General features: G+C 73.1%; 18 protein-coding genes. 7 read left to right on the plus strand and 11 right to left on the minus strand.

What is annotated here, in order from left to right; translation table 11 throughout:
- Nucleotides 1-85 precede the first annotated feature (85 nt).
- The gene (locus ACFV3E_RS30495; RefSeq protein ID WP_500537593.1) at nucleotides 86-670 is read right to left on the minus strand and encodes a TIGR03086 family metal-binding protein; all 585 of its coding nucleotides are present in this window, start codon (nucleotides 668-670) and stop codon (nucleotides 86-88) included.
- 74 nt (nucleotides 671-744) lie between these two features.
- Between ACFV3E_RS30495 and ACFV3E_RS30500 the strand changes: the two genes are divergently transcribed.
- On the plus strand, nucleotides 745-1,554 hold the full coding sequence (locus ACFV3E_RS30500; RefSeq protein ID WP_500537594.1) for a DUF6597 domain-containing transcriptional factor: 810 nt from the start codon (nucleotides 745-747) through the stop codon (nucleotides 1,552-1,554).
- A gap of 375 nt (nucleotides 1,555-1,929) precedes the next feature.
- Here ACFV3E_RS30500 and ACFV3E_RS30505 read toward each other — a convergent pair whose 3' ends face one another.
- A complete protein-coding gene (locus ACFV3E_RS30505; protein ID WP_500537595.1) occupies nucleotides 1,930-2,385 on the minus strand; it encodes a PH domain-containing protein in 456 nt (151 codons plus the stop codon).
- 177 nt (nucleotides 2,386-2,562) lie between these two features.
- Here ACFV3E_RS30505 and ACFV3E_RS30510 point away from each other — a divergent pair, with 177 nt between their 5' ends.
- Nucleotides 2,563-2,850 (plus strand): hypothetical protein, encoded by a 288-nt coding sequence (locus tag ACFV3E_RS30510; protein ID WP_500370699.1) that lies wholly within the window; start codon nucleotides 2,563-2,565, stop codon nucleotides 2,848-2,850.
- Between the two features lie 18 nt (nucleotides 2,851-2,868).
- Here the strand turns inward: ACFV3E_RS30510 and meaB are convergent, their stop codons facing one another.
- The 4 genes from meaB to ACFV3E_RS30530 form a co-directional block, all read right to left on the minus strand.
- Nucleotides 2,869-3,852, minus strand: a complete 984-nt coding sequence (gene meaB / locus ACFV3E_RS30515) for a methylmalonyl Co-A mutase-associated GTPase MeaB (RefSeq protein WP_499510646.1) — start codon at nucleotides 3,850-3,852, stop codon at nucleotides 2,869-2,871.
- Between the two features lie 4 nt (nucleotides 3,853-3,856).
- Entirely contained in the window at nucleotides 3,857-6,058 is a 2,202-nt protein-coding gene (gene scpA / locus ACFV3E_RS30520; protein WP_500537596.1) for a methylmalonyl-CoA mutase, read from the minus strand.
- Nucleotides 6,058-7,953, minus strand: coding sequence for a methylmalonyl-CoA mutase small subunit (gene mutA, locus ACFV3E_RS30525; protein ID WP_500537597.1), 1,896 nt, complete (start codon nucleotides 7,951-7,953; stop codon nucleotides 6,058-6,060). The genes scpA and mutA overlap by 1 nt, the downstream gene beginning before the upstream one ends.
- Nucleotides 7,954-8,050: 97 nt before the next feature.
- Nucleotides 8,051-8,833 (minus strand): potassium channel family protein, encoded by a 783-nt coding sequence (locus ACFV3E_RS30530; protein WP_500537598.1) that lies wholly within the window; start codon nucleotides 8,831-8,833, stop codon nucleotides 8,051-8,053.
- A gap of 198 nt (nucleotides 8,834-9,031) precedes the next feature.
- On the opposite strand from ACFV3E_RS30530, the gene ACFV3E_RS30535 reads away from it, so the two are divergent.
- The gene (locus ACFV3E_RS30535) at nucleotides 9,032-11,089 is read left to right on the plus strand and encodes a phosphocholine-specific phospholipase C (RefSeq protein WP_500537599.1); all 2,058 of its coding nucleotides are present in this window, start codon (nucleotides 9,032-9,034) and stop codon (nucleotides 11,087-11,089) included.
- 31 nt (nucleotides 11,090-11,120) lie between these two features.
- Here the strand turns inward: ACFV3E_RS30535 and ACFV3E_RS30540 are convergent, their stop codons facing one another.
- Together ACFV3E_RS30540 and ACFV3E_RS30545 are read right to left on the minus strand one after the other, a co-directional pair.
- Complete coding sequence (locus ACFV3E_RS30540) at nucleotides 11,121-11,498, minus strand: nuclear transport factor 2 family protein (protein ID WP_500537600.1); 378 nt, start codon at nucleotides 11,496-11,498, stop codon at nucleotides 11,121-11,123.
- A gap of 2 nt (nucleotides 11,499-11,500) precedes the next feature.
- Complete coding sequence (locus tag ACFV3E_RS30545) at nucleotides 11,501-11,962, minus strand: Lrp/AsnC family transcriptional regulator (RefSeq protein ID WP_500537601.1); 462 nt, start codon at nucleotides 11,960-11,962, stop codon at nucleotides 11,501-11,503.
- Between the two features lie 93 nt (nucleotides 11,963-12,055).
- Between ACFV3E_RS30545 and ACFV3E_RS30550 the strand changes: the two genes are divergently transcribed.
- Complete coding sequence (locus tag ACFV3E_RS30550; RefSeq protein WP_500537602.1) at nucleotides 12,056-12,901, plus strand: TIGR03619 family F420-dependent LLM class oxidoreductase; 846 nt, start codon at nucleotides 12,056-12,058, stop codon at nucleotides 12,899-12,901.
- Nucleotides 12,902-12,903: 2 nt separating this feature from the next.
- On the plus strand, nucleotides 12,904-13,338 hold the full coding sequence (locus ACFV3E_RS30555) for a nucleoside deaminase (RefSeq protein WP_499510654.1): 435 nt from the start codon (nucleotides 12,904-12,906) through the stop codon (nucleotides 13,336-13,338).
- Between the two features lie 25 nt (nucleotides 13,339-13,363).
- Here the strand turns inward: ACFV3E_RS30555 and ACFV3E_RS30560 are convergent, their stop codons facing one another.
- The 3 genes from ACFV3E_RS30560 to ACFV3E_RS30570 are packed head-to-tail and all read right to left on the minus strand — an operon-like array spanning nucleotide 13,364 to nucleotide 17,071.
- Nucleotides 13,364-14,410, minus strand: a complete 1,047-nt coding sequence (locus ACFV3E_RS30560) for an ABC transporter permease (protein WP_500537603.1) — start codon at nucleotides 14,408-14,410, stop codon at nucleotides 13,364-13,366.
- Between the two features lie 2 nt (nucleotides 14,411-14,412).
- A complete protein-coding gene (locus tag ACFV3E_RS30565; protein WP_500537604.1) occupies nucleotides 14,413-15,984 on the minus strand; it encodes a sugar ABC transporter ATP-binding protein in 1,572 nt (523 codons plus the stop codon).
- A gap of 34 nt (nucleotides 15,985-16,018) precedes the next feature.
- A complete protein-coding gene (locus ACFV3E_RS30570) occupies nucleotides 16,019-17,071 on the minus strand; it encodes a sugar ABC transporter substrate-binding protein (RefSeq protein WP_500537605.1) in 1,053 nt (350 codons plus the stop codon).
- A 232-nt stretch (nucleotides 17,072-17,303) separates the two neighbouring features.
- On the opposite strand from ACFV3E_RS30570, the gene ACFV3E_RS30575 reads away from it, so the two are divergent.
- Both ACFV3E_RS30575 and ACFV3E_RS30580 read left to right on the plus strand, forming a co-directional pair.
- A complete protein-coding gene (locus ACFV3E_RS30575) occupies nucleotides 17,304-18,644 on the plus strand; it encodes an enolase C-terminal domain-like protein (RefSeq protein WP_500537606.1) in 1,341 nt (446 codons plus the stop codon).
- Nucleotides 18,641-19,408 carry an SDR family NAD(P)-dependent oxidoreductase gene (locus ACFV3E_RS30580; RefSeq protein WP_500537607.1) on the plus strand — a complete coding sequence of 256 codons (768 nt, stop codon included), beginning with the start codon at nucleotides 18,641-18,643 and terminating at the stop codon, nucleotides 19,406-19,408. Before ACFV3E_RS30575 ends, ACFV3E_RS30580 begins: the two co-directional genes overlap by 4 nt.
- Nucleotides 19,409-19,412 lie beyond the last annotated feature (4 nt).

Genomic DNA, 19,412 nt, shown 5'->3' on the forward strand with positions numbered 1-19,412 from the left:
TGTCTTCGCGACTTTTGTAGACCACCCGGAGGCGATTATGCAACCAGTTGCAAAAGTGTTCCGCGCTACTCCGCACCGCGCGGCGCTACGCCGCCGGGCGGCTCCAGCGCGGATCGCGGCCCGTGCCCGCCAGCAGCGCCTCGAAGGCGGAGGCCCCGGCGGGCATGGGTGCCGGCTCGCCGAAGACCCCCATCTTCCGGGCGGTCGGCCCCATCGCGGCCACCAGTTCCTCCAGCGCCCGCAGCCCCTCGGCGTCCGGCGAGTAGGGCAGCCCGGTGGCACGGGCGAGGTCCCAGGGGTGCACCGTCAGGTCGAGCAGCGCCATGGCGCCGACGGTGCGCGCGGGCAGGTTCATCGCCCCGGCCACGCCCTCGTCGGCGCCCGGTACCGCCCAGGCGCTCACCAGCAGTTCCGTCTCCTCCTCGAAGCGCGCCCGCCAGCCGTCGCCGTACGCGGCGAGACGGTCGGGGGTGACGGAGAAGTCGGCCTCCTCACGCGCCGCGAGGGCCTGGAAGCCGACGACCACGTGGAAGAGGTGGTTGAGCAGGTTCCGCACGTCGTACTCGGCGCAGGGCGTCGGCGCGTCCAGGGCGTCGTCGGGCAGCGCACGCACCAGGGGCAGGGCCCGGTCGCGGGCCGCCGCGAGCAGTTCACCGGTTCTCGTCGTCATGGGTCCGAGGCTAGGACCGCCAGGGCATCGGCGGCTTGAAGAAATGCGACAGGGCGCCCCGTAGGATCGCCGGTATGGCAGGTCCGGACAGCCCGCGCCGCGACACCCGGGGCATCGTCGACGCCCCGGAGCTCTTCGCCCGCGTCCGCTTCCGGCGCCGGGCGCCCGCGCCCGCGCTGCGGCCGTACCTGGAGCACTACTGGCTGATCGACTGGGACCTCGCCGAGCCGTACGCCTCGCACGTCGTGCCGCACCCCTCGGTCAACATCGTCTTCCAGCGCCACGGCACCAGCCCGGACTTCGGCGAGGTCGCGGGCATCGGGCTCGAGCTGTTCACACAGAAGCTGGAGGCCGCCGGACGCGTCTGCGGCGTCCAGTTCCGGCCCGGCGGCTTCCGGCCGTTCGCGCCCGCGGTGCCGGTGTCGCACTGGACGGGCCGGCGCGTCCTCCTGGACGAGGCGCTGCCCGGTCACGAGGCCGTGCCGGGCACGGTGCTCGGCCCGCAGGACGAGGACGCCCGCGTGGCCGCCCTCGACGCCTTCCTGCTGTCGCTGTCCCCCGCGCCCGACCCGCAGGCGGCCCTCGCGGCGGCGCTGGCCGACCGCATCCGCCACGACCGGTCCATCCTGCGGGTCGAGGACTTCGCCCGCGCCGAGGGCATGTCGGCCCGCTCGCTGCAGCGGCTGTTCGCGGCGTACGTCGGCGTCAGCCCGAAGTGGGTCATCCTCCGCTACCGCATCCACGAGGCCCTGGAGCGCGCCGAGTCCGAGGCGTCCGTCGACTGGGCCGCCCTCGCCGCGGAGCTCGGCTACAGCGACCAGGCCCATCTGGTGCGGGACTTCACCGCGACCGTGGGCGTGCCGCCGACCGCCTACGCGAGCTGACCGGCGCCCCGCCGGGGGGCGCACGACCGGACCGGCCCGATTCCACCCGCGGGCCCAGCCGAGCCAGGCGTCTCCCCCCGCGAAGGGCCACCACCGCCGCGCCGGACACCGCCGTGCAGCGGCCCCGCAGGCGCAGCACCACCGGCTCAACCCGCCCCGGGGCCCGAGACCGGCCCGACGGCACAGCTCCCCCACGGGGCCACAGCGCAGCAGTCCGGCGCCGGCCGCCACCAGGGCCCGGCGCCCCGCGGGCACCGCACGACCGGCCCGGCCCCACCCCGGGGCTCCCGGCACGCCGGACGGCGCAGCGGCCACCGGACCGGGCCGGCGCTCCGGAGGGCACTCGCGCCGCGGCCTCCCGACGGGCCAGCCCGGTCAGTCCCCGGCCTCGGGGCCCGCTTCCAGAACGGCCTGCAGCTCGGCGAAACGCCGGACCTGCGACGTGCCCGCGGCCAACTCGCTGAGCGCGTACGGCGTGGTCTTGAAGCCGTCCCCGTGATGGAACTCCGCACCCCAGGCACCGAGCCGCACCGAAGCCACCTCGTCCAGCCCCAGGCGATGGGTGCCCCACGGATTGACCGCCACGATCCCGGCCGGGCCGGCCTCGAGCCGGACCCTGAGGACGAACCACCAGAAGAACAACGCGGCGCCGACGGCGAATCCCGACGACAGCCCGGCCGACCGGGCCGTCGCCGCTTCCGGCGAGGAGATCCAGCCGGCCCAGCCGACGAGCGCCTTCACGCCCAGGACCGCCGGGAGCAGGAAGCCGGCCGCGCGAGCCGCCCCGCCCACCCGCCACACCGCTACGGGAGCCGCACCCTGGTCGTCCATGCCCGCATTGTGGCCGCCTCCCCCGCCCCCGGGAGGCAGGGTTACCAACTCCTGACCCTCACACATGCGTCGGAGGCGGCCACGACGGGGCATACCGACATCGAGTGCGCACAAGCGGCTCATCCCCCCACACGCACACAGGTCACGTCGCGTCACGCGGCAGAGGAGGCCTGCCCCATGACCGGTCCCATCACGCCCCGGCTCACCCCGATCCCCGTCGACGGCATGACGCCGTGCGGCCGCGTCGCGACCGGCGCGGCGCAGCCGTGCGGGGAGCCCGCACGGTGGCACATCCAATGGCTGCCCGGGCACGGCTCGTTCGCGTGCCCTGGCCACATGGCGGAGGCGCGGAGGCTGTTCGCCTACGTCGACCGCCACCAGGTCGGCCCGGACTGCAACATGCCCGGGGCGCTGTGGTCGGCGGGGCGGTGCGCCGTGCCCCGGGACCAGGCACGGGCGGCCTGAGCCCAAGGGTCTGCGGGCTCAGCCCGAGAAGGCGTCGAGGATGCGCGCGGCGGCCAGGGTGGGCGTCAGCGTGCCCTCGCGGACCTGCCGTTCGATCTCCGGGGTCAGCCTGCGCACCTCGGGGTGACCGCGCAGGCGGCCCAGCAGTTCCTCGCGGACCATGCTCCAGGCCCACTCCATCTGCTGGTCGCGCCGTTTGGCGGCCAGCCGGCCCGTGGACTCCAGCAGCGTGCGGTGCTGCTCCAGCCGCTCCCAGAGGGTGTCGAGGCCGGTCCCCTCGCGGGCGCTGCAGGTCAGCACGGGTGGGGTCCACGCGGCGTCCACCGGGGTCATCATCCGCAGGGCGCCGGACAGTTCACGCGCGGCGGCGCGGGCGTCGCGCTCGTGCGGGCCGTCGGCCTTGTTGACGGTGATGACGTCGGCGAGTTCCAGCACGCCCTTCTTGATGCCCTGGAGCTGGTCGCCGGTACGGGCCAGCGTGAGCAGCAGGAAGGTGTCGACCATGCTCGCGACCGCGGTCTCGGACTGGCCGACGCCCACGGTCTCCACGAGCACCACGTCGTAGCCGGCCGCCTCCACCACGACCATGGACTCCCGGGTCGCCTTGGCCACGCCGCCGAGCGTCCCGGCCGAAGGCGAGGGCCGCACGAAGGCCGAGCGGTCCACCGACAGCCGCTCCATCCGGGTCTTGTCGCCCAGGATGGAGCCGCCGGTCAGCGTGGACGACGGGTCGACGGCGAGCACCGCGACCCGGTGGCCGAGGCCGGTGAGCAGGGTGCCGAAGGCGTCGATGAAGGTGGACTTGCCCACCCCCGGCACCCCGCTGACGCCGATCCTGCGGGCCTTGCCCGCATGCGGCAGCAGCTCGGTCAGGAGCCGCTGGGCGAGCTCCCGGTGATCGGGCCGCGACGACTCCACCAGGGTGATGGCGCGCGCGATCCAGGCCCGGGAGCCGTCCAGCACGCCTTTGACGTATGCGTCCAGGTCGATGGTGGGAGGCATGGGCTCACAGTTCGTGGCCGAGCGCGGCGGCCAGCCGCGTGACCAGGTCGTACGCCGAGTCGGGGATGACGGTGCCGGGCGGGAAGACCGCGGCCGCGCCCATGCCGAGCAGTTCGGGGACGTCCTGCGGCGGGATGACGCCGCCGACCACGATCATGATGTCCTCCCGGCCCTCGGCCGCCAGTTCCTCGCGCAGCGCGGGCACCAGCGTGAGGTGGCCGGCGGCGAGCGAGGAGACACCGACGATGTGCACGTCGGCCTCCACCGCCTGCCGGGCGACCTCGGCGGGGGTCTGGAAGAGCGGCCCGACGTCCACCGTGAAGCCCAGGTCGGCGAAGGCGGTGGCGATCACCTTCTGCCCGCGGTCGTGACCGTCCTGGCCCATCTTGGCGACGAGGATGCGCGGACGGCGGCCCTCCGCCTCCTCGAAGCGGTCGACCAGCGCGCGGGTGCGGTCCACGGACGGCGACTCCCCTGCCTCGTTCCGGTACACACCGGAGATCGTGCGGATCTGCCCGGCGTGCCGGCCGTACACCTTCTCCAGGGCGTCGGAGATCTCGCCCACGGTGGCCTTGGCGCGGGCCGCGTCCACCGCGAGCGCCAGCAGGTTGCCCTCCAGGCCCTGACCCGCGCCGCGCTCGGCGGCGGTGGTCAGCGCGGCGAGCGCGTCCTGGCAGACGGCCTCGTCGCGCTCCTCGCGCAGCCGGCGCAGCTTGGCGATCTGCCGGCCGCGCACGGAGGAGTTGTCGACCTTGAGGACCTCGATCTTCTCGTCGCTGTCCACCCGGTACTTGTTGACGCCGATGACCGGCTGCCGGCCGGAGTCGATGCGCGCCTGGGTGCGGGCCGCGGCCTCCTCGACGCGCATCTTGGGGATGCCCGCGTCGATCGCCTGCGCCATGCCCCCGGCGGCCTCGACCTCCTGGATGTGCTGCCATGCGCGCCGCGCCAGGTCGTACGTCAGCTTCTCCACGTACGCGGAGCCGCCCCAGGGGTCGATGACCCGGTTGGTGCCCGACTCCTGCTGCAGCAGCAGCTGGGTGTTGCGGGCGATGCGCGCGGAGAAGTCGGTGGGCAGCGCCAGCGCCTCGTCGAGGGCGTTGGTGTGCAGCGACTGGGTGTGGCCCTGGGTGGCGGCCATCGCCTCCACGCAGGTGCGCGTGACGTTGTTGAAGACGTCCTGCGCGGTCAGCGACCAGCCGGAGGTCTGCGAATGGGTGCGCAGCGAGAGGGACTTCACGTTCGCCGGCTCGAACTGCTTGACCAGCTTGGCCCACAGCAGACGGGCCGCGCGCAGCTTGGCGACCTCCATGAAGAAGTTCATGCCGATCGCCCAGAAGAACGACAGCCGCGGCGCGAAGGCGTCGACGTCCAGGCCCGCACCGAGCCCGGCGCGCAGGTACTCCACGCCGTCGGCGAGGGTGTAGGCGAGCTCCAGGTCGGCCGTGGCCCCGGCCTCCTGGATGTGGTAGCCGGAGATGGAGATCGAGTTGTAGCGCGGCATCTTCTGCGAGGTGTACGCGAAGATGTCGGAGATGATCCGCATCGAGGGCTTCGGCGGGTAGATGTAGGTGTTGCGGACCATGAACTCCTTGAGGATGTCGTTCTGGATGGTCCCCGCCAGCTTCTCGGGCGGTACGCCCTGCTCCTCCGCGGCCACGATGTAGAGCGCCAGCACCGGCAGCACGGCGCCGTTCATCGTCATCGACACGGTCATCCGGTCCAGCGGGATGCCGTCGAAGAGCTGCCGCATGTCGTAGATGGAGTCGATGGCGACGCCCGCCATGCCGACGTCGCCGGTGACGCGCGGGTGGTCGCTGTCGTAGCCGCGGTGGGTCGGCAGGTCGAAGGCGACCGACAGCCCCTTCTGGCCGGCGGCGAGGTTGCGCCGGTAGAAGGCGTTGGACTCCTCGGCGGTGGAGAAGCCCGCGTACTGCCGGATCGTCCAGGGCTGGTTGACGTACATCGTCGGGTACGGGCCGCGCAGGTACGGCGCGATGCCCGGGTAGGTGCCCAGGAAGTCCAGGCCCTCCAGGTCGCGGCCGGTGTAGAGCGGCTGGACGCCGATGCCCTCGGGCGTCTCCCACACCAGGTCCTCGGCGCCGCGGCCGGTGGTCTCCTTGACCGCGGCGCGCCACTGCTCCTCGGTGGCGCCGTTCCCGGCGCCCGGTCCCAGCTCGATCTCCGAGAAGTCCGGGATCCGCATCACGCCACTCCCATCCGGTCGAGAACGGAGGTCAGGACGGCGACCGCGTCGCCGCCCGCGAAGACGAAGCCGTCGACGCCGGCCGCCGTGTAGGCCTGTTCGTGCTCGCCCGGACGCCCGGCCAGGAACACCCGGCCCGCGCCCGCGGCCTTCAGCGCCGCGGCGACGTCCGCGGCCCGCTCCTCGTACAGCGCGTCGCTGGAGCACAGGCACGCGATCTGCGCACCACTGCGGGCGAAGGCCTCGGCCGCCGTCGCGGCGTCGACCGTCACCGGGTCGTGGACGGGCTCGACGCCGCCGGCCTGGAAGAGGTTGGCGGCGAAGGTGACGCGGCCGGTGTGCGCGGCGGCGGGACCGAGGGCGGCCAGGAAGACCTTCGGGCGGGACCCGGTCGCGGCCAGGTGGGCGTCCGAGCGGGCGCGCAGGTTCTCGTAGGCCTCGTCGCGGCGGACCTTCGGCAGGCCTCCGGAGGGCGCCGCCGGGGCCGGGTCGCGCACGACGGGTGCCTCGGACAGCAGCGGGAACTCGCTGACGCCGGTGATCGGCTCACGGCGCTTGGCCAGCGCCTGGGCGCGCTTGGCCCAGGTCGCGGCCAGGCGGTCGGCGACCAGGCCGGAGGCGAGGGCCGCGGCCTGTCCGCCGGAGCGCTCCAGCTCCTGGAACCAGGCCCAGGCGGCCCCGGCGAGCTCGTCGGTGAGGCGCTCCACGTACCAGGAGCCGCCGGCGGGGTCGACGACCCGGGCCAGGTGGGACTCCTCCAGGAGGATGGTGGAGGTGTTGCGGGCGATGCGGCGCGCGAAGGCGTCGGGCAGGCCCAGCGCGTGGTCGAAGGGCAGCACCGTGACCGAGTCCGCGCCGCCGACACCGGCGCCGAGCGTGGCGACGGTGGTGCGCAGCATGTTCACCCACGGGTCGCGGCGGGTCATCATCACCGGCGAGGTGACGACGTGCTGGCGCTGCCCCGCCGCGGTCGCGGTCGCGCCGCAAACCTGCGCGACGCGGGCCCACAGCCGGCGCGCGGCGCGCAGCTTGGCGATCGTCAGGAACTGGTCGGCGGTGGCGGCGTAGCGGAACTCCAGCTGACCGCAGGCCGCGTCGACCGGCAGGCCGGCCTCGGTGAGCGCCCGCAGGTAGGCCACACCGGTGGCCAGGGAGGCGCCGAGTTCCTCGGCGGCCGAGCCGCCCGCCTCGTGGTACGGCAGGGCGTCCACGGTCAGGGCGCGCAGCCCTGGGTACCGCTCGTGGGCCCGGCGGGCCAGCCCCGCGGCGGCGGCGGTCCGCGCGGCGAGCGCGTCCGCGTCACCGGTGCGGGCGACATGGCCGAGGGGGTCGGCGCCGAGGTTGCCGCGCGCCGCCTGACGGGACACGCCGCGTTCGTCGTACAGCGCGAACAGCGCCTGCCCGGCGGCCTCGAAGTCCGCGCCCGCGTCGAGCACGACCGGGGCGAGGTCGAGGTAGACGCCGTCCAGGGCCGCGCCGAGCGCGGACACCGGGAGCCCGGCGTCGCCCAGCACGAGCCAGAGGGAGGTGACGCCGTTCTCCAGGTCGGCGAGCACCGCCTCGTTCGCGCGGGCCGCGTCGGGCCGCGCGTGGCGCTGGCGCACGTCCCAGCCGCCGAGGACGCCGCCCGCCGGGGCGCCGCCCCGGGTGAAGGGCGCGAAGCCGGGGAGGCCGACGCGGTCGCCGAAGGCGTCGGGCGCGTCGGGCGCGGTGTACAGCGGGCGCGTGGTCAGCCCGTCTTCGAGGGTGGTGGACAGCGCGTCCTCCGCCGCCTGACCCGAGACGTCCTTGCCCGCCTTGCGCAGGACGCCCTCTACGAGGCGCCGCCACTGCTCGTGGGTCGCATCCGGGAATTCGGCGGCCAGAGAAAGCCCGTCATCAGGCAGGACCGTCATGCTCAGAGGTTAGTGCCCGTGAGCAGGTGAGCAGCAGGGGGCACACCTGTGACCTAGCCCATTCCCGTGCGCCCTTGATCCGTTCGGACGCGATGCTCTATTCGACGCTCTGTTCGACGGCGCTGTTCGACACGCCTCCGGACGCCCCGGCGCGGGCGGCGGCCGTGGCCTGTGTGAGGTCGGCCACCTGGCGGCGCAGCTCACGGACCTCCCGCAGCAGTTCCTCCGTGACCTCCTGCACGCGCCGGTTCTCCTCCTCGTCCTCCTGGAAGCGGGCCAGGAACCAGGCCGCGATGTTGGCGGTGACCACACCGAGCAGGGCGATGCCCGAGAGCATCAGCCCGACGGCGATCAGCCGGCCGACGCCGGTGGTGGGGGCGTGGTCCCCGTAGCCCACGGTCGTCATCGTGGTGAAGGACCACCACAGGGCGTCGCCGATGGTGCGGATGTTGCCGTGCGGGGAGTTGCGCTCGACCTCGAGGACGGCGACCGACCCGAACGCCAGCAGCCCGAGCACGGCACCGACGACGTACGTCGTCAGGCGCACCTGCGCCGCCATCCGCACCCGCTGGCCGACCAGGAAGAGCGCGGAGACCAGCCGCAGCAGGCGCAGCGGCTGGAGCAGCGGGAGGACGACCACCGCCAGGCTGAGCGGCTGGCGCCTGACGAACTCCCAGCGCCGCTCGCTCAGGCCCAGCCGGACCGCGTAGTCGGCGGCGAACAGGGCCCAGACCGTGCGCTCCGTCCAGTGCGCGGTGGTGATGAGCGCGGGGTCGGCGGCCGGCACCAGGATCGGCAGGGCGTAGGCGGCGCCGAACACCACGGCCAGGGCGAGCAGCGGCGCCCTGGTCTGCTGCTCCCAGCGTTCGAGACGGTTCATGGGCTCAGTGTGCACGCTCTCCCCGCACGCCCCCAGCGGCTCGGCAGGCCCTGGTCACGGCGCCGCCGACCGCGGCCCGGTTGGGGCAGGTTTCCCGAACGGTTCGTGTACTGGCCCCCACTTGTTCGGACAAGTTGAGGAAGCTGACGGCTCCGCACATCCGACGGCCCATCGCATCTTCCGGGAGACAGGCCCTTCATGAACGCCCTTGACCGCAGAAGGTTCATGCAACTGGCGGGCGGCACGGCCGCCCTGACCGCGCTGTCCACCAGCATCGCCCGCGCGGCGGAGATACCCGCGCACAGGAAGACCGGTTCCCTCAAGGACGTCGAGCACATCGTGGTCCTGATGCAGGAGAACCGCTCCTTCGACCACTACCTCGGCACCTTGCGCGGTGTCAGGGGGTTCGGGGACCCGCACCCCGTGACGCTGCCGAGCGGCAAGCCGGTCTGGCACCAGTCGGACGGCACGAAGGAGGTGCTGCCCTTCCACCCGGACGCCGACGACCTCGGTCTGGCCTTCCTGGAGGACCTGCCGCACGGGTGGAAGGACACCCAGGCCGCCTTCAACAAGGGCCGGTACGACCAGTGGATCCCGGCCAAGTCCGCCACGACGATGGCGCACCTGACCCGCGAGGACATCCCGTTCCACCACGCGCTCGCCGACGCCTTCACCATCTGCGACGCCTACCACTGCTCCTTCATGGGCTCCACCGACCCCAACCGCTACTACATGTGGACGGGCCACACCGGCAACGACGGCAAGGGCGGCGGCCCGGTCCTCGGCAACGACGAACTGGGCTACTCCTGGACGACGTATCCCGAGCGGCTGGAGAAGGCCGGGGTCTCCTGGAAGATCTACCAGGACGTCGGCGACGGCCTGGACGCCGCGGGCGGCTGGGGCTGGATCGAGGACGCCTACCGCGGCAACTACGGCGACAACTCGCTGCTGTACTTCGACCAGTACCGCAACGCCAAGCCCGGCGACCCCCTGTACGACAAGGCACGCACCGGCACCGACGCCCGCAAGGGCGAGGGCTTCTTCGACATCCTGCGCGCCGACGTCAAGGCCGGGAAGCTGCCGGAGGTCTCCTGGGTCGTGGCCCCCGAGGCCTTCACCGAGCACCCCAACTGGCCCGCCAACTACGGCGCCTGGTACATCTCGCAGGTCCTCGACGCGCTCACCTCCGACCCCGAGGTGTGGAGCAGGACCGCGCTGTTCATCACCTACGACGAGAACGACGGGTTCTTCGACCACGTCGTGCCGCCGTTCCCGGCCGGCTCGTCCGCGCAGGGCGGCTCCACCGTCGACGTCACCCGCGACGTGTACGCCGGCGACAGCGGGCGCCCGGCGGGTCCGTACGGGCTGGGCCAGCGCGTCCCGATGTTCGTCGTCTCCCCCTGGAGCAAGGGCGGCTACGTCTGCTCGCAGACCTTCGACCACACCTCCATCATCCGGTTCATGGAGCGCCGCTTCGGCGTGGCCGAGCCCAACATCTCCCCCTGGCGCCGCGCCGTCTGCGGCGATCTGACGACGGCCTTCGACTTCCGGCACAAGGACAGCCGCACCCCGCGGCTGCCCGACACCGACGGCTACCTCCCGCCGGACGGCGACCGTCACCCCGACTACTCGCCGGTCCCTCCCGCGAAGGGCTCGCTGCCCCGTCAGGAGCGCGGTCTGCGCCCCGCGCGGCCCGTCCCGTACGACCTCGCGGCGGACGGCGGGATCAGCGCCGCGGGCTCGCTGCGGATCGAGTTCGCCTCCCATGGCGAGGCCGGCGCCGGTTTCCTGGTCACCTCCACGACGGACGCCTCCGGTCCGTGGACGTACACCGTCGGGTCGGGGCACTCGCTCACCGGCGCCTGGAACGTCGCCGCGGGCGCCCACGGCGACTACGACCTCACCGTGCACGGCCCGGGCGGCTTCCTGCGCCGGTTCGCCGGCCGGGCCGCGGCGGCGGGTGCCGAGGTCAGCGCCCGCCACGACGGCGGGAGCGGCGCCGTGCGCCTGGTCCTGACCAACCACGGGCACTCGACGGTCACACTCACGGTCAGCGACGGCTACGGCGAGCACAAGCCGGCGTCCCACCGGCTGCGTCCGGGCGCCCGTGTCGTGCACGTGGCCGAGACGCACCGCAGCCACGGCTGGTACGACCTGTCGGTGACCTCCGACCACGACGGCACCTTCCGGCGCCGGCTGGCCGGCCACGTCGAGACGGGCCGGGAGAGCACCAGCGACCCGGCGATCGGCGGCTGACCGTCCAGCCCGGTACGAGGGCGCGCGCCCGCTACATCGGCTCGACGTAGCGGGCGCGCCACTCCGGGCGCGGGTCGGCGCCCGCGCTCGTCCAGTACTCACGTCCGGCGACGATCCGCCCGTCGCGGACGGTCCAGAACGACGCCGCGTGGAAGAGCCCGAGGTCCACGTGCGGCACCTCGACCTCCGAGACGGCCTGGTCGCCGTCGGCCACGACCCTCAGGACGCGGATCGACCAGCCTTCCGGGTACTCCCTGTTGACGGCGAGGAAGTTGGCCCTGCCGACGATGCGCTCGCCGCTCACGGGCCACTCCACCACGGCGTCCTCGGCGATCAGTTCACCGGCACCGGCCCAGTCGCGCGCCTGGATCCGCTGCCACAGCTCTTCGACGACCTTCGTAGACTCCACGCTCACAGCATGCCGGAAGGAGCGCCGCCGGGACCCCGGTACGGCAGGGTCTGCCGGTAGACCACACTGGTCGTCACGCTCCCGAACTGCGCGAGCTCGTCCATGACTTCCTCCAGGTGGCCCATGGACGCGGCGGCGACCTTCAGCACGTAGCACTCCTCCCCGGTGGTGCGCAGGCACTCCAGGATCTCCGCACGCTCCGCGAGCAGCCGGTGCAGGGGCTCGTGCCGGCTGCCGGGGTACTTCAGGCGGACGACCGCGAGGACCGGGTAGCCGGCCTTGCCGAGGTCGACCTCCGCGCGGTAGCCCGTGATGACGCCCAGGGTCTCCAGCCGGCGGACCCGCTCGGTGGTCGCGGAGGCGCTGAGGCTCACCCGGCGGGCCAGTTCGGTGAAGGGGACTCGCCCGTCGCGCTGCAGCTCGGTGAGGATCGTCCAGTCGGTCGCGTCGAGATTCTCGGCCATACGGCGAAGATACCGGCGGATCCACGGCCGGGGGCCGCCCACACCGCGAGGAATACCTTCCGGGCGGGACCTGCGGCTGGATAGCCTGACGGAGTGCGAATCGGCGTGAACGTCCCCAATTTCGGGTCCGGAACCGACCCCGGCGTGCTGCGCGACTGGGCGCGGACGGTGGAGGGTCTCGGCTTCGACCTGCTGATGGTCTCCGACCACGTCGTGGTGACGCCGGACGTGGCGGAGCAGTACCCGGCGCCCTTCTACGAGCCCTTCACCACCCTGTCCTGGCTCGCGGGCGTCACCGACAGGATCCGGCTGGGGACGACGGTGCTGATCCTGCCGTACCGGCATCCACTGCTGACGGCGCGGATGGCCGCGAACCTCAACGCGCTCAGCGGCGGGCGGCTGGTGCTCGGTGTGGGCGTCGGCTGGGCGCGGCAGGAGTTCGCGGCGCTCGGCGTCCCCTACGAACGGCGCGGCGCGCTGACGGACGAGTATCTGACGGCACTGCGCGAGGCCTGGAAGGACGAGGCGGACTACGCCGGCGGCCCCGTGCCGCTCTGGATCGGCGGCAACAGCGCGGCGGGACGCCGGCGGGCGGTCCGCGTCGGTGACGCGTGGCATCCGCTGCGGTTCACCCTGCCCTGGCTGCGCGAGGCCGTCGGCGACCTCGCCTCCCAGGCGCGCGAGCAGGGGCGGCCCCTCCCCGCCCTCACGCCGCGCATCGCGCTGCGGCTCACAGCGGAGCCGGTGACCGGGCCGGACCGGCTCGCCGGCGAGGGCACCCTCGACCAGATCACCGCCGACCTCGACGGACTGCGGGCGCTCGGCGCGGACACCGTCGTCCTGGACCCCTTCAACGGCGACCCCCGCGAGATCCTGCGCCCGCAGACGGCGTGGCAGGCGCTCGCGGCCGTCGCCGCCCACCGCTCACGAACGGAGTGACGATGACCGACGAGATGACGACCCGGCTGCTGCGCCGGGCGGTCGAACTGGCCGCGGAGGCCCGCGCGTCCGGCAACCCGCCCTTCGGCTCGCTGCTGGCCGGGCCGGACGGCGCGGTGCTCGCCGAGGACCGCAACAGCAGCCTGAGCGACGACGACATCACCGCCCACCCCGAGCTGAAGCTGGCGCGGTGGGCGGCCCGGGAGCTCGATCCGGCCACCGCGGCCGCCACCACCCTCTACACCAGCTGCCAGCCCTGCGGGATGTGCGCGGGCGCCATCGAGCGCTCGGGCCTGGGCCGGGTCGTCTACGCCCTGTCCACCGACCAGCTCACCGGGCTCAAGTCGCCCGCCGCCAAGGCCGGTTTCCCGCACGTGCCGCAGGACGGCCCGGCCCTGTACGACGAGGCCCGTGTCCCGGTCGAGGGCTACTACTGATCCCGCCGGCCCCCGTCCCGCGGCCTCACTCCTGCTTCTCGCCCGAGGCGAAGCGGGAGATGATCAGGGCGACGATGATGATGGCCCCGTTGAGGAACTGGTTCCACAGCGGGGGCACGCCCGCCAGGGTCATCACGTTGACGACGAGCTGCAGGGTGAGGACACCGGTCAGCGCCCCGAAGAGCGTGCCGCGGCCGCCGTTGAGGCTGACCCCGCCGATGACGGTCGCGGCGAAGACCTGGAAGATCCAGCCGCTGCCCTGGTCCGCGGAGATCGAGCCGTAGTGCCCGCTGTAGAGCACGCCCGCGAAGGCCGCGAGCACGCCGCCCACGATGAGCACCACCCAGGTGATCCGGTCGACCCGGATGCCCGCGGTGCGCGCGGCCTCGGGGTTGCCGCCGATCGCGTACAGCGCCCGGCCGTGCCGCAGCCAGGCGAGCGCGCAGCCGCCGACCGCGAAGAGCAGGGCGCAGACCCAGATCGCGGCGGGCACCCCGGCCCAGGACGCGTGGCCGAGGTAGGTGAAGGAGGCCGGAAGCTCGACGATGGAACGCCCCTCGGAGATGGCGATCTGCAGCCCGCGCAGCATGGTGAGCGCGCCGAGGGTGACGATGAAGCCGTTCAGCCGCAGCTTGAGGATGAAAAAGCCGTTGACGGCGCCGATGAGCGCGCCCACCAGCAGGCACAGCGGTATCGCCGTCCAGACCGGCAGCAGTTCCAGTCCGGTGAAGCGGCCGCCCGAGGAGGGCAGGACGAGCCAGACGGCGATGACGGGCGCGACGCCGATGGTGGACTCCAGCGACAGGTCCATCCGTCCCGCGATGAGGATCAGCGCCTGGGCCAGCACGAGCAGGCTGAGTTCGGTGGACTGCTGGGCGACGCCGATGAGGTTGTCGGAGGTGAGGAACGCCGGCGAGACGATGAAGCCGATGACGCCCAGCACCAGGATGGCGGGGACGAGGGACAGTTCGCGGAAACGGGCGATCCCGCCCGGTACGCGGCGCGGCGTCCCGGCCGCGGCCGCCTCGGCGGTGGGCACCGGCGGCTCGGTGACGTCAGTGGTGGTGGACATGGCTACCCTTCCTCTTCCTCTCCCTGCTCGGTGTCCCGCTCCTGCACGGGACGGGCGGCCACGCCCTCCATGGCGGCGACCAGGTCCTCGTCACGCCAGCCCCGGCCGAACTCCGCGACCACCCGGCCGTGGAACATCGTCACGATCCGGTCGCACGCCCTGAGGTCGTCCAGCTCGTCGGAGACGACCAGCGCCGCCCGGCCGTCGTCGGCGACCTTGCGGATCCTGCCCAGCAGGAACTCCTTGGACCGCACGTCCACCCCGTTGGTGGGCCGTACCGCGACCAGCACATGGGGGTCGGTGGCCAGGGCGCGGGCGACCACGACCTTCTGCTGGTTGCCGCCGGAGAGCGCGGAGACGGAGGTCGCCGCGCCCGGTGTCCTGATGTCCAGGTCCTTGATCATGCGCTCGGCGAACTCGCGGGTCCGCGAGGGCAGTACGGTGCCGAACGGCCCGAGCTGGTCGGTGACCGTGAGGGTGGCGTTCTCGGCCACGCTGCGCGTGCCGACCAGGCCCTGGTGGTGGCGGTCCTCGGGAACCAGGCCCACCCCTGCGGCCAGGGCGGCGGGGACGCCGGAGCCGCGCACCTCCCGGCCCGCGACGGTGATCCGCCCGGCGTCGGCGCGGTGCAGCCCGGCGAGGGTCTCCCCCAGCCGGACGTTGCCGCTGGCGGTGGCCCCGGCGAGGCCGACGACCTCGCCGGCGCGGACCTCCAGACAGACGTCCGCGTAGGCGCCGCGCAGGGTCAGGCCGGTCACGTCCAGCAGCGGCGCACCCCCGGTGGCCGCCGCCCGGCCGGCCACCGGGGCGCCCGCCGCGGGCGCGGCGGCGCTCTCCCCGGTCATCGCCTCGACCAGGGCGTCGTGGTCCAGTTCGGCCACCGGGGCGGTGATGATGTGGCGGGCGTCCCGGTAGACGGTGACGGTGGTGCAGAGGTCGTAGACCTCCTGCAGGTGGTGCGAGATGAAGAGGAACGCCACACCCTGCCGTTGCAGGTCGCGGAGCTTGTCGAAGAGCCGGGTGATGCCGCGGGCGTCGAGCCGGGCGGTGGGCTCGTCGAGGATGATGAAGCGGGCGCCGAAGGACAGGGCGCGTGCGATCTCGACGAACTGCCGCTGCTCGACGCTGAGGTCGCGGGCGCGTGCGGCGGGGTCGATGTCGACCCCGTACTCGCCGAGCAGTTCGGCCGCACGGCGGCGCAGTGCCGTCCACCGGATGGGGCGCAGCGCGCCGGGGCTCTGCCGGTTGAGGAAGAGGTTCTCGGCGACGGAGAGGTCGCCGATGACGGTGGAGCGCTGGTAGACGCAGGCGACCCGGGAGCGCCAGGCGTCGGTGTCGCCGAAGGAGGGCGCCGGTTCGCCCGAGAAGCGCAGGGTGCCGCCGTCGGGTTGCTGGAGGCCGGTGAGGATGCCGACGAGGGTGGACTTGCCGGCGCCGTTGCGGCCCACGAGGGCGTGCGACTCGCCCGGGGCGACCGAGATGCCCGCGTCGCGCAGCGCCACGGTGGCGCCGAACCGCTTGCTGATCCCGGTCGCCTCGGCCACGGCCGGCGGCGCGGTGGCGGGGTCCGCCATGGTGGTCTTCCGTTCTTCGGGTGCGGACGGACGGTCAGCCGATGTTGTTGCCCCACAGGGCCTTGTCGTCGACGTTCTCCTTGGTCACCAGCGGCGCGGGGAGCTGGTCCTCCAGGCCGTTGGGGATGCTGATGATCGTCGAGTCGTGGTCGGTGGGGCCCGCCTTGAAGGTCTTCCCCTCCGCGGCGGCCTTGGCGTAGTACAGCGCGTACTTGGCGTAGAGGTCGGCGGGCTGGGAGACGGTGGCGTCGATCTCGCCCTTGCGGATGGCGTCCAGCTCCTGCGGGATGCCGTCGTTGGAGACGATGCTGATGTGGCCCTTCTGCCCGGCCGGCTTGAGCAGGCCCTTCTGCTTGAGCAGGGCCAGCGTCGGCTGCAGGAAGACACCGCCCGCCTGCATGTAGATGCCGTTCAGGTCGGGGTGCTGGGCGAGCAGGCTCTGCAGCTTGGCGGAGGCGACGTCGCCCTTCCAGTCGGTGGGCAGCTCGAAGACCGTGATGCCGGGGAACTTCTCCTTCATGCACGCCGCGAACGCCTCGGAGCGGTCGCGGCCGTTGATGGAGTCCAGGGCGCCCTGGAACTCGGCGACCTTGCCCTTGCCGCCCAGTTGCCCGCCCAGGAACTCGCAGGCCTTGGTGCCGTACGCCTTGTTGTCGGCGCGGACGACCATGTAGACGTCGCCCTTGTCGGGGCGGGTGTCCACGCTGACCACGGGGATCTTCTTGCCGGCGAGGGTGTCGAGGGTGGAGGCGATGGCACCGGTGTCCTGCGGGGCCATGACGACGGCCTTGGCCCCGGTGTTCTGGAAGACCTGGACGTTGGCGACGAGCTTGGTGATGTCGTTCTGCGAGTTGCTCCGCGGCAGCGCGTTCAGGCCGTCGTCCTCGATGCCCTTCTCGACGTACTGCGCGTAGGAGTTCCAGAAGTCGGAGTCCGAGCGCGGCAGGTCGATGCCGATGGCGGGCTTGTCGTCGCCGGAGCCGGCGGCGGTGCCGGTGCTGCCGCGGTTGCAGGCGGTGGCGAGCGCGGCCGTGACGAGAACGGCCGCGGCGATCGCGGCGGTGGAGCGCGTGCGGGCGGGCTTCATGCCGTGTTCTCCCTGTCCGGGTAAGCCGGGGCGATTCATCCGAGGTATCCCGGACGACAGGAAGGTAAGTCCGTCCCGCGACCCTGACAACCCCTTATACGGACACGATCGAATGGAGTTCGAGGGACGAGACATCCGAGGAATGGATTGCCAGCCCCGTCCCGGAGGCCTAGAGTCACCGTGGCGCGAGACCTCCGATGTCTTGGCCAGGCCGAGCGTGAAAGGCAGCCACTTGTCCGCAACCTCCGCCCGCATCACCGCGATCGACACCCACGACATCCGCTTCCCCACCTCACGGGAGCTCGACGGTTCGGACGCGATGAATCCGGACCCCGACTACTCCGCCGCGTACGTGGTGCTGCGGACCGATGCCGACGACGGCCACGAGGGACACGGCTTCGTCTTCACCATCGGCCGGGGCAACGACGTCCAGGTCGCGGCGATCGAGGCACTCCGCCCCCATCTCGTCGGCCGGCCGGTCGAGGAGCTGTGCGCCGATCCCGGCTCCGTGGCCCGCGACCTGACCGGCGACAGCCAGCTGCGCTGGCTGGGGCCCGAGAAGGGCGTGATGCACATGGCGATCGGAGCCGTCGTCAACGCCGTGTGGGACCTGGCCGCCAAGCGCCGGGGCCTGCCGCTGTGGCGGCTGCTGGCCGAGGCCGAGCCCGAATGGCTCGTCTCCCAGGTCGACTTCCGCTACATCGCCGACGCCCTCACCCCCGAGCGCGCGCTGGAACTGCTGCGTGCGGGCCGGAAGGGCGCCGCCGCGCGCACCGCCGAGCTGCTGGAGCACGGCTACCCCGGTTACACCACCTCGCCCGGCTGGCTCGGCTACTCCGACGAGAAGCTGACCCGCCTCGCCGAGCAGGCCGTGGCCGACGGCTTCACCCAGATCAAGCTGAAGGTCGGCGCCGACCTGGGCGACGACGTACGGCGCATGCGCACGGCCCGCGCCGCCGTGGGCCCGGACGTGCGCATCGCGATCGACGCCAACCAGCGGTGGGGCGTGGCCGAGGCCGTGGCATGGGTCACCGCGCTGGGCGGGTTCGACCCGTACTGGATCGAGGAGCCCACCTCCCCCGACGACGTCCTCGGCCACGCCGCGATCCGCAAGGCGGTCGCGCCGGTCCGGGTCGCCACCGGCGAGCACGTGCAGAACCGGATCGTGTTCAAGCAGCTGCTGCAGGCCGGCGCGATCGACGTGCTGCAGATCGACGCGGCGCGGGTCGGCGGGGTCAACGAGAACCTGGCCATCCTGCTGCTGGCCGCCGCCTTCGGCGTCCCGGTGTGCCCGCACGCCGGCGGCGTCGGACTGTGCGAGCTGGTCCAGCACCTGTCGATGTTCGACTTCGTGGCCCTGGCCGGGACGACCGAGGACCGCTCCATCGAGTACGTGGACCACCTCCACGAGCACTTCACCACGCCGGTCGTCATGCGCCGCGGCCACTACACCGCTCCGGAGGCACCCGGCTTCTCCGCGCAGATGAGGCCGGAATCGATCGACGCGTACCGCTACCCCGACGGTACGTTCTGGGTGGCCGACCGGGCACGGCAGGAAGGTGGGACGGCATGAGCGAGGAGTTGCGCGACCTGGAGGGCCTCGGGGCCCTGGTGACGGGCGGCGCCTCCGGGATCGGGCTGGCGACCGCGCGGCTGCTGGCCGCGCGCGGCGCCCGCGTCGCCGTACTGGACCTGGCGCCGGACGGACTGCCGGCGCAGCTGACGGGTTTCAAGGCCGACGTCAGTGACGACGCCTCCACCCGCGCCGCCGTGGACGCCGCGGCGGAAGCCCTCGGCGGCCTCGACGTCCTGGTCAACAACGCGGGCATCGGGGCGGCGGGCACCGTCGAGGACAACCCCGACGAGCAGTGGCACCGCGTGCTCGACGTCAACGTGCTCGGGATGGTGCGCACCACCCGCGCCGCGCTCCCGCACCTGCGGCGCTCGGCCCGTCCCGCGATCGTCAACACCTGCTCCATCGCCGCCACCGCCGGGCTGCCGCAGCGCGCGCTGTACAGCGCCAGCAAGGGCGCCGTGCTCTCGCTGACCCTGGCGATGGCCGCCGACCACGTCCGCGAGGGCATCCGGGTCAACTGCGTCAACCCCGGCACCGCCGACACCCCGTGGGTGGCCCGGCTGCTGGACACCGCCGACGACCCCGAGGCGGAACGCGCCGCCCTCGACGCCCGGCAGCCGATGGGCCGTCTGGTGACCGCCGACGAGGTCGCCGCCGCCATCGTCTACCTGGCGAGCCCCGCCGCGGCCTCCGTCACCGGCACCGCGCTCGCCGTGGACGGCGGCATGGCCGGGCTCCGGCTGCGCCCGGCCGGTAAGTGAGGGC

Source organism: Streptomyces sp. NPDC059718 (genome assembly GCF_042733315.1).
GTDB lineage: Bacteria > Actinomycetota > Actinomycetes > Streptomycetales > Streptomycetaceae > Actinacidiphila.

What these genes read in the sequence shown, in the direction of transcription:
- ACFV3E_RS30495 (WP_500537593.1), bottom strand. Translation starts at nt 670, where the DNA reads ATGACGACGAGAACCGGTGAACTGCTCGCGGCGGCCCGCGACCGGGCC.
- ACFV3E_RS30500 (WP_500537594.1), top strand. Translation starts at nt 745, where the DNA reads ATGGCAGGTCCGGACAGCCCGCGCCGCGACACCCGGGGCATCGTCGAC.
- ACFV3E_RS30505 (WP_500537595.1), bottom strand. Translation starts at nt 2,385, where the DNA reads ATGGACGACCAGGGTGCGGCTCCCGTAGCGGTGTGGCGGGTGGGCGGG.
- ACFV3E_RS30510 (WP_500370699.1), top strand. Translation starts at nt 2,563, where the DNA reads ATGACCGGTCCCATCACGCCCCGGCTCACCCCGATCCCCGTCGACGGC.
- meaB (WP_499510646.1), bottom strand. Translation starts at nt 3,852, where the DNA reads ATGCCTCCCACCATCGACCTGGACGCATACGTCAAAGGCGTGCTGGAC.
- scpA (WP_500537596.1), bottom strand. Translation starts at nt 6,058, where the DNA reads ATGCGGATCCCGGACTTCTCGGAGATCGAGCTGGGACCGGGCGCCGGG.
- mutA (WP_500537597.1), bottom strand. Translation starts at nt 7,953, where the DNA reads ATGACGGTCCTGCCTGATGACGGGCTTTCTCTGGCCGCCGAATTCCCG.
- ACFV3E_RS30530 (WP_500537598.1), bottom strand. Translation starts at nt 8,833, where the DNA reads ATGAACCGTCTCGAACGCTGGGAGCAGCAGACCAGGGCGCCGCTGCTC.
- ACFV3E_RS30535 (WP_500537599.1), top strand. Translation starts at nt 9,032, where the DNA reads ATGAACGCCCTTGACCGCAGAAGGTTCATGCAACTGGCGGGCGGCACG.
- ACFV3E_RS30545 (WP_500537601.1), bottom strand. Translation starts at nt 11,962, where the DNA reads ATGGCCGAGAATCTCGACGCGACCGACTGGACGATCCTCACCGAGCTG.
- ACFV3E_RS30555 (WP_499510654.1), top strand. Translation starts at nt 12,904, where the DNA reads ATGACCGACGAGATGACGACCCGGCTGCTGCGCCGGGCGGTCGAACTG.
- ACFV3E_RS30560 (WP_500537603.1), bottom strand. Translation starts at nt 14,410, where the DNA reads ATGTCCACCACCACTGACGTCACCGAGCCGCCGGTGCCCACCGCCGAG.
- ACFV3E_RS30565 (WP_500537604.1), bottom strand. Translation starts at nt 15,984, where the DNA reads ATGGCGGACCCCGCCACCGCGCCGCCGGCCGTGGCCGAGGCGACCGGG.
- ACFV3E_RS30570 (WP_500537605.1), bottom strand. Translation starts at nt 17,071, where the DNA reads ATGAAGCCCGCCCGCACGCGCTCCACCGCCGCGATCGCCGCGGCCGTT.
- ACFV3E_RS30580 (WP_500537607.1), top strand. Translation starts at nt 18,641, where the DNA reads ATGAGCGAGGAGTTGCGCGACCTGGAGGGCCTCGGGGCCCTGGTGACG.